This window comes from Sorangium sp. So ce693 (assembly GCF_051521375.1).
Taxonomy (GTDB): Bacteria; Myxococcota_A; Polyangia; order Polyangiales; family Polyangiaceae; genus Sorangium; species Sorangium atrum.
In genome coordinates this window covers 1214760-1230333 of record NZ_CP150347.1, presented here as the reverse complement: position 1 = coordinate 1230333, position 15574 = coordinate 1214760, and the positions used below count along the sequence as shown (strand labels likewise).

Annotated in this window: 10 protein-coding genes; 5 read left to right on the top strand and 5 right to left on the bottom strand. The window is 70.3% G+C overall.

Annotation, left to right across the window (positions count from 1 at the left end; translation table 11 throughout):
• Positions 1–20 precede the first annotated feature (20 nt).
• The gene (locus WMF14_RS04645; protein WP_437798994.1) at positions 21–1670 is read right to left on the bottom strand and encodes a PfaD family polyunsaturated fatty acid/polyketide biosynthesis protein; all 1650 of its coding nucleotides are present in this window, start codon (positions 1668–1670) and stop codon (positions 21–23) included.
• A 561-nt stretch (positions 1671–2231) separates the two neighbouring features.
• Between WMF14_RS04645 and WMF14_RS04640 the strand changes: the two genes are divergently transcribed.
• Positions 2232–4811, top strand: coding sequence for an ATP-binding protein (locus WMF14_RS04640; protein WP_437798993.1), 2580 nt, complete (start codon positions 2232–2234; stop codon positions 4809–4811).
• Between the two features lie 52 nt (positions 4812–4863).
• On the opposite strand, the gene WMF14_RS04635 is transcribed toward WMF14_RS04640, so the two are convergent.
• Positions 4864–5613, bottom strand: a complete 750-nt coding sequence (locus WMF14_RS04635; RefSeq protein WP_437798992.1) for a hypothetical protein — start codon at positions 5611–5613, stop codon at positions 4864–4866.
• Positions 5614–6122: 509 nt separating this feature from the next.
• Between WMF14_RS04635 and WMF14_RS04630 the strand changes: the two genes are divergently transcribed.
• Positions 6123–7292 (top strand): hypothetical protein, encoded by a 1170-nt coding sequence (locus WMF14_RS04630; RefSeq protein WP_437798991.1) that lies wholly within the window; start codon positions 6123–6125, stop codon positions 7290–7292.
• An 81-nt stretch (positions 7293–7373) separates the two neighbouring features.
• On the opposite strand, the gene WMF14_RS04625 is transcribed toward WMF14_RS04630, so the two are convergent.
• Positions 7374–8726, bottom strand: coding sequence for an MBL fold metallo-hydrolase (locus WMF14_RS04625; RefSeq protein ID WP_437798990.1), 1353 nt, complete (start codon positions 8724–8726; stop codon positions 7374–7376).
• Positions 8727–9488: 762 nt separating this feature from the next.
• Here WMF14_RS04625 and WMF14_RS04620 point away from each other — a divergent pair.
• The 3 genes from WMF14_RS04620 to WMF14_RS04610 all read left to right on the top strand — a co-directional run bounded on the left by WMF14_RS04620 (position 9489) and on the right by WMF14_RS04610 (position 13976).
• On the top strand, positions 9489–11402 hold the full coding sequence (locus tag WMF14_RS04620) for a glycosyl hydrolase (RefSeq protein WP_437798989.1): 1914 nt from the start codon (positions 9489–9491) through the stop codon (positions 11400–11402).
• Positions 11403–11636: 234 nt separating this feature from the next.
• On the top strand, positions 11637–12371 hold the full coding sequence (locus WMF14_RS04615) for a hypothetical protein (RefSeq protein ID WP_437798986.1): 735 nt from the start codon (positions 11637–11639) through the stop codon (positions 12369–12371).
• 111 nt (positions 12372–12482) lie between these two features.
• Positions 12483–13976, top strand: a complete 1494-nt coding sequence (locus tag WMF14_RS04610; RefSeq protein WP_437798985.1) for a carotenoid oxygenase family protein — start codon at positions 12483–12485, stop codon at positions 13974–13976.
• Between the two features lie 283 nt (positions 13977–14259).
• Here the strand turns inward: WMF14_RS04610 and WMF14_RS04605 are convergent, their stop codons facing one another.
• Both WMF14_RS04605 and WMF14_RS04600 read right to left on the bottom strand, forming a co-directional pair.
• On the bottom strand, positions 14260–14589 hold the full coding sequence (locus tag WMF14_RS04605) for a nuclear transport factor 2 family protein (protein ID WP_437798984.1): 330 nt from the start codon (positions 14587–14589) through the stop codon (positions 14260–14262).
• A gap of 107 nt (positions 14590–14696) precedes the next feature.
• Complete coding sequence (locus tag WMF14_RS04600; RefSeq protein ID WP_437798983.1) at positions 14697–15527, bottom strand: SDR family NAD(P)-dependent oxidoreductase; 831 nt, start codon at positions 15525–15527, stop codon at positions 14697–14699.
• Positions 15528–15574 lie beyond the last annotated feature (47 nt).

Sequence of the window (15574 nt, the reverse complement as noted above, 5' to 3'; positions counted from 1 at the left end):
CTCGGCAGATGATCAGGCGCTCAGGCGAGCGGGCGAGGAGTGAAGTGGAATGCGGCGCTCGGCACGGGGACGCCGTACGTCCGGAGCTGCTGCGCGCGCGTGACGACGGCCGCGCCCTCGAGCAGGTTGCGCGCGACCTGGACCGCCGTGCGGCGCGCCGGGTCCTCGAGGAACGACCCCTTGACCCAGCGGTTGAACGCGCCCATGGCCGGGCCGCACCAGATCTGGTAATCGGCGCGGCGCTTCGGGTCCCCGGCGATCGCCCACTTGCTGGACATGCCGAGATACCAGCGGAAGATCAGCGCCATCTTGTGCTTCGGCTCGCGCGCGGCGCGCTCGAGCTCCGCCGGGTCGCGCTCCGTGAAGAACCGCTCGCAGCCCGCCCACACCTCGTCGCACGACATCTGGAACAGCTCCCTCTCGATGCGCGCGCGCACGTCCGTGGGCAGCAACTCGATGGAGTCGTGGGCGACGTAGAGGTCGTAGAGCCGCTGCGCGCGGACACCGAACATCGTGCCGCGCTTGAGCACCTGGACCTGCACGCCGAGCTCGAACATGTCGGCGGCCGGCGTCATCACAACGTCCGGGAGATCGGCCTGGGCCAGCATCTTCTTGCCCTCGTCGGACAGGCCCGACTCGATGCACGACTGGTTGACCGAGCCCGTGAGCACGTACGCGGCCCCGAGCGCGAACGCGGCGGCGATCGACTCCGGCGTGGAGAGGCCGCCGGCGGCGCCGACGCGGATCGGCCGGTGATACCCGTACTTCGCCGCGAGCTCGTCGCGGACGCCGAGGATCACCGGGAACAGCGCGACGAGGGGCTGGTTGTCGGTGTGACCGCCGGAGTCCGCTTCCACGGTGATGTCCTCGGCGACCGGCAGGCTCCGCGCGAGCTCCGCCTCGTCGCGGGTGAGCCACCCGTTGCGAACGCAGGTATCGAGGATCTCGGCCGGCGCGGGCGACAGGAAGCGCGCGGCGACCTCCGGGCGCGAGATCTTCGCGAACAGGTGGTTCTTCCGGTCGACGCGGCCGTCGGGCAAGCGCTTGACGCCGCTGTAGGCGAACCGCACGACCATCGGGTTCAGGCCCATGTAGGCGGCCGCCTCGGCCCGCCGGACTCCCCTCTTCAGGTAGAGCTCCACCGTGTCGCTCTCCAGCCTGGGCTGGTTCGGAGCGTGGATGAGGTTGCACCCCCAGGTGGGGCCGTCCGCGCCGAGCGCCGCGGAGATCTCGTCGATCGCCTGCTCGATCCGGTGCAGCCCGAGGCCTGCGGCGCCGAAGAACCCCATCATGCCTGCCCTGGCCATCGCGATCGTGAGCCGCGTCGTGTGGATGCCGTTCGCCATCGCGCCCGCCACGTAGGGGAAGCGCAGGCCGTGGACCTCGACGAACGAGCGGTCTCCGAGCCACTCCGGGTACAGGGCGGGCAGCGTGCCGAGGAGCGGGAACGTGGGGACCCCATTGACCTGATCCTCGCGGAGGACAGCGCCGCCCCGGGACACGCCGACGCGGCCATCCGGCGTCTCACGCACCACGTGCACCGGCTCTCGCACGCAGGAGACGGCCTCCCGCAAGTCTGTCGATGTGAACGCGGGGAGCCAGGGCCCGCTGCGCCAGATGCCGATCGGCTGGAGGCCGGCGCTGCGGATGACCTGCGGATCCTCAATCATGCTGAGCTGCCTCCTAATGACAAGCACGGCCTCTATAACACCCGTCGTGAGCGGCCTGCGGTAATGGTTCGGTCACGGCGCAACGGCGCGCCGGACCCGTTCACCCGGCGATGAAAGCGCTTTCCCCCGGTTCCTGCGGGCCTGACGCGCCCTCGTGACGCACCGCGCCTTTGTTTCGTGTCTGTCACACGCGCCGCAGCGCGGCGCTCACCCCTCCGCATCGATCCCCCACGCGCTCGAGGAGACGAAGGCCCGTCCGGAGCGTCAGAGAGACCCCATCGAGGTTGACGGAGAGGACCCGTCGCCGCCGTGCGCGGGCGCCGGCTCAGGGCGGGTGGGACGAGGGCGGCGACGTGCGCAGGCCGGCGCCGCCGGGAGGGCTCGACGGGACCGACACCAGGCGCTACCACAGCGCCCGGCGGCGAGGTGAGCGGCGGATCCGACGCGCCAGCCTGCTCGGGTGTCATTTTTCACGGCCGTGCGTGCTCTGCTGCGGCGTTCCCGTGCCCAGCAGGTTTGATGTCGCCCGCGCTCGCCTTATGCTCCTGTGACGATACGACGATGAGACGTCTCTACCGCCTCTCCGCCAAGATGAGCAGGCTCCTCGCGGCCCGTCGGACGCGCGAAGCACGCGCGAGGACGCCCCGTGTGGCGCCGCCGGACGAGGCCCCGACTGGCACCGCCGCGCAGGAATGGACGCCGCAGCCCGTCGACCAGCAGCAGGCGGTGCTCAAGTACGTCATCGCCAACGTCCCCCACGCCATCTTCTGGAAAGACCGTCATGGACGGTTTCTCGGGGGAAATCAGAACTTCCTCAACGACACCAACACGAAGGTGCTGGAGAACCTCGTCGGCAAGACCGATTTCGACGTGTGGGGCAGCAAGAACGCGGAGTGCTTCGTGCGCATCGACCGGGAGGTCATGGAGGGCGGCACCCCGATGCTCGACGTCGAGGAGCCGCTGCTCCGCCCGGACGGCGAGCAGCGGTTCCTGCTCACAAGCAAGGTGCCCATCCGCGACGAACGGGGCGATGTGACGGGGATCCTCGGGATCTACGCGGACATCACCGAGCGCAAACGGATGGAGATAGAGCTCCAGAAGGCCAAGGAGGCGGCGGACGCCGCCGCCTGCGCCAAGGGAGAGTTCCTCACGGTGATGAGCCACGAGCTCCGGACGCCGCTCTCCCTCATCCTGGGACCGCTCGAGTCGCTCCTGTCCAACCGGGACGAACCGCTCTCGCCGCGGGTGCGGGCCGACCTCGAGCTCGTCCAGCGCAGCGGGCGGCGGCTCCGCCGGCTGGTCGACGATGTCCTCGATCACCAGAAGATCGAGGCTGGCAAGATGCAGATCGACTGGGAGGCCGTCGACGTCGGAGAGCTGGTGTCGGACATGGTGGAGGAGGCTCGCCCGGCGGCGGCGCGCGGTGGGCTCGATCTATCGATTCACCTGGATCCCGAGCTGCGGAGGGTCCCCGCCGACCGGCGCAAGCTCGAGAAGATCGCGCTCAACCTGCTGGGCAACGCGCTGAAGTTTACCCCGCCTGGCGGGCGCGTCACCGTCGACCTGCGGGCGCTCGATGGCCTGTTCGAGCTCTCGGTCGAGGACACCGGTCCTGGCATCCCGGAGGACAGGAGACACCTGCTCTTTCAACGGTTTCAGCAGATCGACGCCTCGGCGACGCGAAAGCACGAGGGGACGGGGATCGGGCTGTCGCTGGCCAAGGAGCTCACGGAGCTCATGGGCGGCACGGTCGGCGTGGAGAGCGAGCCCGGGGTCGGCTCTCGCTTCTTCGTGCGGCTCCCGCGCGCCGCGGATTTCCTGGCAGCGCGGCGGGCGCCCGTCGCGCCGGAGCCGCCGAGGTCGGTCAACGGCGCGGGCGCCTCCGAGCCCCCCCCGTCGTCGATCAACCTCCGCGGCTTCGAGGTGCCTCCGCTGCCCGCCGCAGGCGCGCCCCGCGGCGACGACGGCGCGGAGGGGCCGCGCGTGCTCGTGGTGGAAGACAACCCGGACATGAGATCTTACCTGGCAGACATCCTGTCGGCCGGACACGAGATCGTCCTGGCGACGAACGGCCGGGAAGCGCTCGAGTCGATCGCGGCGAAGCGGCCCGATGTCATCGTCTCGGACGTGATGATGCCGGAGATGGACGGATTCGAGCTGGTCAGGCGGCTCAAGGGGGATCCCGCGCTCCGGGACATCCCGGTCCTCCTCTTGACGGCCAGGGCGAGCGGCGCCGAGGCCGTGGGGGGGCTCGACGTCGGCGCCGACGAGTACATGAGCAAGCCGTTCGACCCCCTGGAGCTCAGGGCGCGAGTCCGCGCCGCGGAGCGGCTGCACCGCGCCTATCTGGAGCTCGCAGCGAAGAACCGCGAGCTCGCCGCGGCGCTGGAGCGGCTCTCGGAGACGCAGCAGGAGCTCCTCCAGGCGGGCAAGATGGCGGCGATAGGGACCCTTGTGGCGGGGCTGTCTCACGAGATGAACAACCCGGTGTCGGCCATCCTGATGAACGCCCAGCTGCTGCTCAGGCGGCACCGGAAGGGCCACGGGCTGCCGGACGAGGCCACGATCCTGAAGGCGCTCGGCACCATCGAGCGGCAGGCGAACCGGTGCTCGGATCTCGTGACGGCGCTGCTCGAGTACGCGCGCGGCAAGCCGATCGGCCGGGAGCCGTGCGACGTGCGCGCGGCGCTCCGCCGCGCGGTCGACCTGTCCGCGCCGCGGGCGCGCGAGCGCAGGGTCCACCTCGAGGCGGACAGCACCACATCGGCGCTGCCCGAGGTGCTCGTCAACGCATCGCAGCTCGAGTCCGCCTTGCTCAACGTGATAGGCAATGCGCTCGACGCCAGCCCGCACGGCAGCGCCGTGGTGGTCGAGGCTCGCCCGCTCCCGCGCGGCGACATCCACGGCGTCGAGATCGACGTGCACGACCACGGCTGCGGCATCCGCGCCGAGGACCTGAGCCGCATCTTCGAGCCGTTCTTCACGACGAAGCCGCCCGGGCAAGGGACCGGGCTCGGGCTGTCGCTGACGCACCGGTTCATCGAGGAGCACCACGGCAGCATCCGTATCGAGAGCGCGCTGGGCGAGGGCACGACGGTGCGCATGTGGCTGCCCGCGCGGCAAGCGGACGGGGCGGAGTGAGGCGAGGGAGCGCGTTCTCACGACCACGCACGACCACGCCGGCGCCGCGGCGTCAGCTCGCCGGCGAGGCGCGGAGCTCTGCGGCGAGCGCCGCGCCCAGGGCGAAGAACGCCGGGCGGGCGGGCTCCGGGCCGCCGCCCAGCCGGCGCTCGAGCCGCGCAGGATCCCAGCCGCAGGCGTCGTAGGTCTCCAGCGCGTGCCGGTCGCGCCTGGACAGCCGGGCCCTGGCGCCACGGAGCGCCGCGGTCATGGCCGGTAGCACCGCGGAGAGCGCGCGGCCGGTCTCCCCCCAGTCGTCGAGCGACGACGGGCTCTCCAGCACATCGACGACGAGGCCCGTGAAGAACAGGCCGACGATGGCCTCGCAGAGGCGGTCCAGCGAGCCGTGCACGGCGTCATCGCCCATCGTCCAGAGCGCCGGGTCCGGGTTGAAGTAGCCCAGGAACGCTTGCAGCATGAGCATCGGCGTCTCGGGCATCAAGAAGCGATGCTCGCCTCGCTCGCGCGTCCGCCTGCGGAGCACGCGCATCATCGAGATCATGATCTCGCCGACCGCGAACCCCTGCCGCGCCTGCTCGGCGAGATCGTCGTCCATGTCCACCTCGGCGCGGACGCCGGGGCTGAGCCGGGCGACGAACGAGATCCCGAGCGGGTGCACGAACAGCGTCCTCGTGGCGAGCATCTCGACGTCACGGAGGACATCGGCGGGGAGAATCACGGCATAGGCGACGAGCGCACGCTGGACCGCGCCCGTGATGAGCGGGTCCTCGTGGACTTCGTCGACCAGGTCGTCCAGGCTCATGATCGACTCCGCATGATCGCGGAATAGCACAGCTGGACCTGGACGAGGAGCGGCGCCCGCTTCGCGCCGAACGCTCGCGCTGCGGCCGGCGGCAGCGCGACATCGAATCTTTCATTTATTTGCGACGAGCGATCTGTCATTTATTTGTGACGAGAAATCTCGTCATTTATTGATGACGAAAAGGGAGGCCACGGCGCCCCGCGACCCCCTCGAGCCTACATCGCATCGCATCAAGCTCGGCCTCGAGGCGGAGCTCGCTCTGCTTCAGGCCCTCGAGCTCCCCCACCCTCTCCTTGACGGCCGGGAGCCCCTCGGCGATCTGATCGTGGCGAGCCTCGGGTCTCCACGCCGTCGCGGTAGGGGGTGGACATGGCGGCTTGGATGCCCGGGGCGGTCAGAGATTGGCTCGGAGCCTGCGGCGCGACGGCAACGGATTTTGGCAGCGCCGCCGGCGGCCGAGCGCGCGGCGCGCGCGCCGGAGGGGCGCCCCTGTGTGGTAGCTTCGGCGCATGACCAGCGCGGGAGCGACGCTGCCAGTCCCGGTCGCGACGCCGCGCGGAGCCGCGCTTCGCGCCCATCTCATCGAGTTCCTGCTCGTCGGGGGCGCGACGCTCGTTCTCTTTCCGCTCGCGTGGCTCGCCCGCAGGGCCGTCGGGCTCGACGCGGCGGAGCTCGCGATCGGCTTCCTGACGTTCCACGCCGCGTCCCTGATCAACGATCCTCACTTCGCGGTGACGTACCTGTTGTTCTACAAGGACGCGACGCGCCGCGCGTTCGGCGGCGCGTTCGCCCCGGCGCAGCGAGCCCGCTACATCGTCGCCGGTCTCCTGGTCCCGCTCGCGCTGCTCGCGTGGGCGATCGGGGCGCTCTCGACCGGCTCGGCGCGGGCGATGGGCTTCATGATCCAGCTCATGTTCCTCCTGGTGGGCTGGCACTACGTGAAGCAGGGCTTCGGCGTCCTGACGGTGCTCTCGGCGCGGCGTGGGTTCCGGTTCGACCCCCTGGAGCGCAAGGTGATCCTCGTGCACTGCTTCGCGGCCTGGGCTTACGCGTGGGCGAGCCCGGCGGATCCAGGCAGGGAGGTCGAGGAGAAAGGCATCGTCTACACGTCGCTCGCGCACCCGCCTGCGCTCGAGCCCGTCACCGGGCTCGCCTTCGGGCTCAGCGCGCTCGCGCTGCTCTGGGTCATCGCGCGCAGGTGGCGAACGGAGCGGCGCCTGCCGCCGCTCGCGCCGCTGGCCGGTTTCCTCATCACGGTCTGGCTCTGGACGGTCTACTCGAGCCTCGACCGGCTCATGGTCTACGTGATCCCGGCGCTCCACTCGGTTCAATATCTGTATTTCGTCTGGCTCCTGAAGGGGAACGAGGCGCGCGCCGCCGAGGGCCCGCCGCTGTTCGGGCGGCCGACCGGCCTGCGCCTCGGGATCCTGGCGGCGACCGCCATCGGCCTCGGGTGGGTCGTGTTCCGCGGCGCGCCGGCGCTCCTCGACAGCGCGCTGGTGCTGAGCTCGAGCGACGGCGAAGCGATGTCCGACCTGGGCCCGACACCGTACTTCGCAGCCGTCTTCGTGTTCGTGAACATCCACCACTATTTCATGGACAACGTGATCTGGCGCCGGGAGAACCCCGAGACAGCGTATCTGCTGCGACAGGACGACCGAGGCAGCGCGGCCGGCTGAGCGAGCAGGCCGGCGCGGCGGCGCCTCGGGTCCCGCCCCGGCCCTGCGAAGACCGGAGCGCCGGCCGCCCTCAAGGCCGCTTCACGCCCGCCTCTTCGCGGCCGCCCCCGCCGCGCGCGCGGCGAGCTGGGCGGCGGCCGCCGCGGCGCCGAGCGCCGTCACCGCGACCAGGGACACCCGCAGCCACGCGGCGGCGGCCTTCTCTGGCCGGTAATCGGGCAGGTACGGGCGGGCGGCGCGCGGCAGCACCCAGGCCTCGCTCCCCGGGCCCTCTCCGCCGATCGCGTGCACCGCGCGCGCGAGGCGGGTGCCGGGATACGAGCGGCTCTGCAACCAGGGGATGAAGCGGAAGAAAGGGACGTGGCCAGGCGCCTGCCGCTCCATCCAGGCGAGCGCGCGCCGGAGCTCGGCGGCCGTCTGGGGAGCGCCGCCGTCGCCTTCGAGTCGGCGCCATTCGCCATGGCCAGGCAGGAGCCACGCGAAGCGGAGCTGGCCGGCGCCCGCCAGCGCCACCAGGCGGCGCACGGAGCGGATCTGTCGCTCCCAGTCGTTCCAGCACTGGAGCCGGAACGCCACGATCTGGCCGACGCGGCGCGAGTAGGCGAGGTGGTCGCCGGTGAACAGGAAGCGGCCCCTGTACAGCAGGCACATCGAGCCTGCGGTGTGGCCGGGCTGGGAGAGCACGGCGAGCTCGGCGCCGGCGAGGTCGCCGTCGCCGAGCGGCGAGCCGTCGAGGGTCATGGGCTCGAGGCGGTCCCTGAGCTTGATCTCCACATCGGACGTGGCCGGATTGCGCCGGTCGCCGCGCGGGCTCACGTCCGCGGCGCCGAGGACGCGGCGACACCCGGGGAAGCGGGCCGCGAACTCGGCGTGGTGCACGGTGTGGTCACGGTGGGTGAGGAAGATCCACCGCACGCCGCCGTGCGCTTCGAGGAAACGGAAGACGGCCTCGGTCGGGCTCGGCAGGTCGACGAGCACGCCGCCGGCGGGGCGCTCGATGAAGTACGCCGTCGCGCCCGCGTTTTCGCGCGCGGGATGGCCGAGGGCCCAGACGTCCTCTTCGATGCGGCGCGGCCAGGCGCGGAACGGGGCGCCGAGCGCTCCCAGCCCGGCGCGCGCGCGGGACGGCGACGATCGCAGGCGCAAGGCGTTGACCGGGCAGGCGGCGACAGCCGAGCGCGCCGCCTCGAGATCGGCCCGGCACCGGGGCTGGCGCAGGATGCCGGTGAAGGCCCCTTCATCATAGGTGCCCGCGAGCACGGCGGGGCCGCCGCGCCGGACGTCGCCGTCCATGGCCTCCCAGTGCGCGGGCGCGACCTCGCCCAGGAGCTCTGGAGCGAAGTTCCTGCAAACGCCTGCACCACAGCAGGCGCGCGTGACGTGAAGTCGTCCCCAGTCGCCCTCCTCGATATCGTCGCTCTGCGCGTTGTCCATAGCCGAGCAGACTACCACGTTGTTCGCAAGCTGGCATGTGCGCCGATCGCCTCGAGCGGCCGGGCGCGCCGATCAGGACAACCACCATGACATCATCACCACACCACCCGATCGTCCAAGTCGTACACAACCGTCCTCCGTATCGATGACATCCACAAGACGGCGGAGATCGTCGTGCAGGCGACTGAATGCGCGCATCGTCTCGGTAGAAGAACGTAGATGGGGACATGGCGAGCAGAAAGTTCTACCTCCACGTCGGGAAGCCGCGCCGGGGCAATCGCATAGAGACCACCACGACGCCGAGGCCGCCAGGAGAGAGGTGGCTGCGTCGCCGTGACGCTCTGCCGTCCTGTCTCCCCGATTTCTTGGCGTCCTCGCCGAGGCCGCGCGCTCAAGCGCGCTCCATGATCATGATCCATGGACAAATGAACCGGTTAATACCACACCGGGGCGGTGGTCGATTTTGCCCGAGAAAGATCACAGGGAGACGGGGAGGCGGGGAGATTTACCAGGTTTTTTCTCCCCGCCTCCCCGTCTCCCTGTTCAAATTGGACCAGTACCACGCCGGGCTGCAGGCCACGCGCCCGCAGCACATCGACAGGCGCCAGCGCGCAACGCGCTGCGGCGTCACGCCAGAGGCGCGCACGGCGAAACCGGCGCGAAACCGGCGGCGGCGGCGCGCCCGGCACGTGGCCGTTGACACTGAACCGATTAACACGCTCTATTTCGCCCGTCGCTGCCACCGTTCGCAGGGAAGAACCCATGAATCTCATCCAGCTCAGCCCACGCTTCCATGCCGCATTCCTCCTGTGCTTGACGGCCGCTTGCGGGTCGTCGAGCGACGACACGCCGCCAGAAGGCTCGGGGGGCGGGCCGTCAAGCACATCCGGAGACACGTCGTCGAGCGCCTCGGGAGGCGGGTCGTCCAGCGCGTCCGGAGGCGCGTCGTCGAGCACCTCGACAGGCACGCCGGACGACACACCGGAGTTTCCGGACACGCCGAGGGGCGACCTCCTCGAGGACCTCTGGACGTCGTCTCGAGCCGGCAAGTTCCGGTTCGGTTACGAGAACGCCATCACGTGGGGGCTCTACGATCCGGGCACCAAGCAGCTCGTGTCGACCAACGACTGGTTCTCGAGCATGGCGGGCGCCGCCAGCCGCGGCGAGCGGGGCTGGTCGTCGGACGCCGGCGCCACCGTGGGAGAGAACCCCGGGCTGATCGGCATCTCCCTCGACGCGATGGTCTTCGATCCGGTCCCGTGGAATCGCCGCGACGTCACCGCCAACGCCGCGGCGTACATGCTGGAGCAGCCGGGCGGGATGGTGGCCTTCGACTGGCACACGCCCCCGTGCAACTACGACGTCAGCACCTCGGACTTCGCGGACGCCATCGAGACGCCGCTCGCGACCATCACGGTCGACGGCCAGAGCGTCCCGATCCACGCCCAGGGCGGAGGCACCCCGTTCTACGCCGAGACGTACTATTCGCGATCCCTCGGCTCCAGCGCGGACATCCCCGAGAACCTGAAGTGCATCTGCAAGATCGCCAACGACGTGCCGATCGAGCAGGGCACCCACGCCGGGATCTCGGCGCGCGACTGGCTCGTGGCCCACGCGAAGTACGTGGCCCAGTTCTTCCGCGAGCACGGGCTCGACGGCAAGCCGATCGTCCTCCGTCCGTTCCACGAGCACACAGGCGGATGGTTCTGGTGGGGTCAGCCCTACTGGAACTGCCAGGCCCTGCTCGACGACGATCGAGCCGTCACCGGCCCCGCCGCCTACAGCGCCGCGTACCGCACGTTCGCCGAGGCCGTCCGGAGCGAGCCGGGGATGGAGAACGTGATCTTCGCGTACTCGACGGACAAGGTGCGAAAGCTGAGCGACAGCTCGGTGACGCCCGCCGAGGCGAAGGTCAGGGATCCGGAGAGCCTCTCTCGCGACATGCTCCGGGCCCGCCTCATCGAGGAGCTCACCGAGCTAGGCGCGGCCTACGAGAGCCCGCCCCAGGAGGCGATCGCGGCGCTCGAGAACGACGCCCAGCCGCCGTCCGCCCTGCTGGAGGAGTACTACCTCGAGGCGTACCCTGGCGACGATCTCATCGATATCCTCGGCATCGATCTCTATTACCCGTACGAGCGCGCGGCGTCCTCGGCAGATCTCGAGGACATGAAGGCGATGGCGAGCGCCGTCGCGGCGATCGGCGCGGCGAAGGGCAAGCCTCACGCGCTCACCGAGACGGGCACCTACCGGCTGCACCTCCTCCACCGGGTCAGCAAGCTCGCGGCGGGCGCGTCGCTCGCGCTCTACCCGGCAGACCACGTGAGCAAGTGGCACGACGCCCTGTTCGATCAGGGCCTGCGGACGGAGTTCCTGGCCAACTACGGCCTCGGCTCGGCGGGCGCCGTCACGCTCTCTTCCGCCGAGGTAACGAGCCTGTTTCCGGACGCGGGGCAGGGCGCGCTCACCGAGGACTGGTACAACACCCACCTCCTCGATCTCGCCAAGAGCGCCGGCGTCGCTTACGCGCTGACGTGGCAGACCTACTACGACGGCAGCGACTTCGACGACAAGGCCGTCTACTACTATGTTCCGTTCCCGGGCCACCCGGAGGCGGACAACTTCCGTCGCTTCGCGGCGGATCCGGCGGTCTGCTTCGGCGCGACAGCCTGCCAGTAGCCCGGCGAGGACCGGGGCGCGGACATCCGCTCTAGACGTGAAAGCTGCGTCGAGCCCCGGGCCTCGCGGTCAGGCGTCCGGGTTCAGGCGGTCCCAGGCGGCCCGGAGTCGCCGGAGCGACGGAGCTCCGGCGGCTCTTTCACTGTCATCGTCGCCGCGGCCGAGGCTCCCTCCCCGGCGCGCGCTGGCCTCGACGACCGCGCTGGAGTAAGGGGAGATCGTTCAGGAGGCACCATGGGCATCTCCATCGCGTACTCGGGCAAGCTCCGCGACCCGACCGTCGTCCCAGAGCTCGTCGCGGATCTCGCCGCCAAGGCCGCGGCCGCCGGCTGGCCCAGCAAGACCATGAAAGAGCTCATCGAAGACCGGCGCGTGACCTGCTCGGGTCTCGAGGGGATCACGCTCTATCCCCACCGTGAATGCGAGCCTCTCCACTTCCACTTCGACGGTGAAGGCACCTTCGTCAACCACACGTACCACGCGCTGCTCAGCGACCCGAAGATGGCGGACATGATGCGTCAGGCGCTGGCGGAGTCCGCGGCCATCACGCGCAACCTCACCCGCGCAGCGCAGGACAAGTCGGGGCGCGGCGGAGGGCCGCGCGTCAGCGTCAGCGTCCCGAGCCTGCCAGAGGCCCCGGGGGTCGAGTTCTTCAAGGAGGGGAGCCGCTACAACTGGACGAAGACCCAGTTCGCCGGCCCCAAGGTGCACGTCGCCGTGTGCGCCATCCTGCGGTACGTGAAGCAGCGCTATGCGCCCGAGCTCGACGTCAAGGACGACAGCGGGTACTTCGTCGACGGGGACTACGAGAAGCTCGAGGGCCAGCTCGCCTACGTCGAGCGCCTCACCTCGCTCGCATCGCAGGCCATCGAGGCCGCCGCCGCCGCGAGCAAGGGCCCGATGACCCTCGACGCGTTCGTGGACCGGATCAACGAGGAGCTCGCCGAGGCCAAGGACAGGCTGCACTGACGAGCGCCTGCGCCGGTGGGCCGGCCGCTTCGACGCCAGCCCATGTAATCGATGATGACATCACCAGCACCTCGATGTGATCGTCGATCACATCGGCCGCCCGGAGGTCCCATGTCCATCGCCGTGTCCGCCCCCGACTTCGACGCCGCCCTCGACGCCGCCTTCGCCGGCGCGGGGGGCGTCTCTACGGACGCCGCTCGCGGAGCGCGCGCCTTCGATCACCCGCTCGACCTCGAGGCCGAGTACGGCTTCACGCCGCTCGCGGTCGAGGGGGCGCTGCCCGAAGGCCTCGAGGGCACGCTCTTTCGGGTGGGCCCGGCCCGCGCGACCCTCTTCGGCGTCCGCGTGCCGCACTCCTTCGAGGCCGACGGAGGGGTGCTCGCGGTGCGGCTGTCGGGCGGCCGGGCGGAGGGCGCGCACCGCCTGGTGCGCAGCCGCGGCCTGGTGGAGGAGCTCGCGGCCGGGCGGCGCCTCTACGGCTCGACCCTTTCCTGGCCGAAGCGCGTGCTCCACGCGCTGCAGGGCAAGCGCAGGGGCAAGAACGTCGCGAACACGAGCGCCTTCATCGCCGGCGGCCGGCTGTTCGCGCTCATGGAGGCCGGCAGGCCGACGGAGCTCGATCCCGCGACGCTCGACACGCTCGGCGAGAGCGATCTCGGCGGCGCGCTGGGTCCCACCTTCTCGGCCCACCCGCACCGGGTTGCCGCCAGGAAGACGAGCTACAACTTCGGCGTCCGCTTCGGGCGCAAGACCCAGCTCGACCTCTACGCGGTCGACGACGACGGGCGCGCGCGCTCGCTCGGCGCGGTGCCGCTCTCGGCGCCGGTGATGCTCCACGACTTCTGCGCCACCCGCCGGAACCTCGTGTTCTTCGTCTCGCCCGCGATGATCCGGGTGGGGCGCGCGATGCTCCAGTGGGGAGGGTTCGAGTCCTGGGTGCGCTTCGAGCCCGGCCGGGGCACGGAGGTGATCGTCGTCGACATCGACGACGTCTCCCGCGTGCGCCGCTTCGGCGTCGACGCGTTCTTCCAGTGGCATTTCGCGAACGCCTACGACGACGGCGAGGACCTCGTCGTCGACCTCGTCCGCTACCGGACGCTCGCCACGCTCGGCGCGATCGGCAAGGACCCGGATCGCCCCGAGCTCGCCTCCGTCGACGCCGGCGTCCTCGTGCGCCACCGCGTGCGCGCGAGCCGCGAGCAGCTGCTCGTGGAGGACCTCGGCGGCGTCGTCGGCGAATTCCCGCGCGCGGACCCGCGGGTCGAGGGGGAGCGGCACGGCGTCGTCTTCCTCGCCACGAAGGGGCGGGCCGACGACCCGAATGGAAACGGCATCGCGCGCGTCGACGTCGACACGGGCGCGATCACCCTGGCGCGCATCGCGCAGCACGAGCGCCCGTCCGAGCCGGTCTTCGTGCCGCGCGCGCCCGGCGCCCCCGAGGGGGACGGCCACGTGCTTGCCCTGGTCACCGACGCGAAGGCCGGGAAGAGCGCCATCCACGTCTGGGACGCTGCGCACCTGGACGATGGGCCAGCGGCGCGGGTCCATCTGCTCCACGCCTCGCCCCAGACCTTCCACGGGGCGTTCCTGCCCAGCGCGGACTGAAGGCCGCTGCTTCCGCCCCGACTGGCACGTTCGCCGTCAGGCAGCGAGAGGAGGTGGCGCCGCGCCGAGCGAGAGGCTCGTCGAGCGTCGAGACCGCGGTGAGACGCGGCGCTGCAGCGACAACCGGGGTTGAACCCACGAGAAAAAGCAGGAATTTTACAGGGAGGCGGGGAGGCGGGGAGGCGAGAGCGAGAGACGGCAAGATGGAGAAATTCATGTCTTCTTCCTCCCCGTCTCCCCGCCTCCCTGTGAAAATTCTCCGGGTTTCAACGTGATCGGTATTCTAGAAGATCGGGAGCCCGCTCATGGTCGAGCTGGGCACGGAGCGCCGCGAGTCCCAGTGCTCGACGATGTCGCCGCCCTCGACGCGGAACAGATCGTAGAAGCCATAGGCGGCGTTGTTGCGCTTCCCTTCCGACAGGGTGAAGACGAAGTTCCCGTCGGCGATGACGTGGTGCACCTTGACGTAGCTGATGCCCTCGTCCTTCACGTACTCGACGAGCGCGGCGGGGCCGCTCGCGTCGATGTCGCGGTGCTCGACGTAGCTCGCGCCGAGGAACTCCGACGCTCGCGAGTGCGCCCCTCCGATGAGCACGGCGTCGATGAAGCTCACGGGCCGCGGAGCGTTTCAAACATGCTGAAGTTCTGAAGGAGCCTTTCGAATGGCGAGCTCAGCGTCTGCGCCGAGGAGTGGAGCACCACCCCCCCACGCTCGAACGCTCACTGTCGTGTCGCTCGCTCTTTGGCGATCTCGGCGCGGCCGCCCTTCTCGACGAGCGCCGGAAACATCCGGCCGAGGCGCCAGAGGAAGCGTGCCCGCGAGGGCAGCACGATGACGGGCTCGTCATCGGCCGCCGCATCGAGCGCCTCGCGCGCGAGCGCGTCGGCCGGGTAAGGCGGGCCGGCGAGGGCCTCGAGCAGCCGTCGCGCGTTCGGAACCCACGGGACCGCCGGCAGATCGGGGGGATTCTCGGAGTCCAGGATCGGGGTCTCAACCGCGGCCGGGCAGAGCACGCTGACGTGGACGCCGTAGGCCGCCGCCTCGATTCGCAGGCTCGTGCTGAGGCCGACGACGGCGTGCTTGGTCATCGCGTACGGCGTGAAGAGCGGCGCTGGGCCCAGGCCGGCGAGCGAGGCCACGTTGAGGATATGGCCGCTCTTCTGGCGCACCATGATCGGGTAGCCCGCCACGATGCCGTGCAGCACGCCGCGCACGTTGATGTCGAGCACGCGATTCCAGTGCGGGACCGGGATCTCGTGCGCCTCGCCGGCAACGCCGATCCCCGCATTGTTGATGAGCAAGTCGAGGCGCCCGCCACGGGCAGCGGTGTCCTCGATGGCCTCGCGCATGCCCGCTTCATCACGCACGTCGAGCGCGCGCGACGAAGCGCCGTTTCCAGCCTCGGCCGCCACCTTCGCAGCGGCGTCGCCGTTCACGTCCGACACCGTCACGCGCGCGCCGCGCCGCGCGAGCTCCAGGCTGAGCGCTCGACCGATCCCCGAGCCGCCGCCTGTGATGAAGGTGACTGCATCCTTCCACGTTTTTTTCATGGGCTCTCCGAGCAGGACAGGGAATACGACAACCTCTCTCGTGTCAA

Coding starts and splice junctions, on each gene's coding strand:
- WMF14_RS04645 (WP_437798994.1), bottom strand. CDS start 1,670: ATGATTGAGGATCCGCAGGTCATCCGCAGCGCCGGCCTCCAGCCGATC.
- WMF14_RS04640 (WP_437798993.1), top strand. CDS start 2,232: ATGAGACGTCTCTACCGCCTCTCCGCCAAGATGAGCAGGCTCCTCGCG.
- WMF14_RS04635 (WP_437798992.1), bottom strand. CDS start 5,613: ATGAGCCTGGACGACCTGGTCGACGAAGTCCACGAGGACCCGCTCATC.
- WMF14_RS04630 (WP_437798991.1), top strand. CDS start 6,123: ATGACCAGCGCGGGAGCGACGCTGCCAGTCCCGGTCGCGACGCCGCGC.
- WMF14_RS04625 (WP_437798990.1), bottom strand. CDS start 8,726: ATGGACAACGCGCAGAGCGACGATATCGAGGAGGGCGACTGGGGACGA.
- WMF14_RS04620 (WP_437798989.1), top strand. CDS start 9,489: ATGAATCTCATCCAGCTCAGCCCACGCTTCCATGCCGCATTCCTCCTG.
- WMF14_RS04615 (WP_437798986.1), top strand. CDS start 11,637: ATGGGCATCTCCATCGCGTACTCGGGCAAGCTCCGCGACCCGACCGTC.
- WMF14_RS04610 (WP_437798985.1), top strand. CDS start 12,483: ATGTCCATCGCCGTGTCCGCCCCCGACTTCGACGCCGCCCTCGACGCC.
- WMF14_RS04600 (WP_437798983.1), bottom strand. CDS start 15,527: ATGAAAAAAACGTGGAAGGATGCAGTCACCTTCATCACAGGCGGCGGC.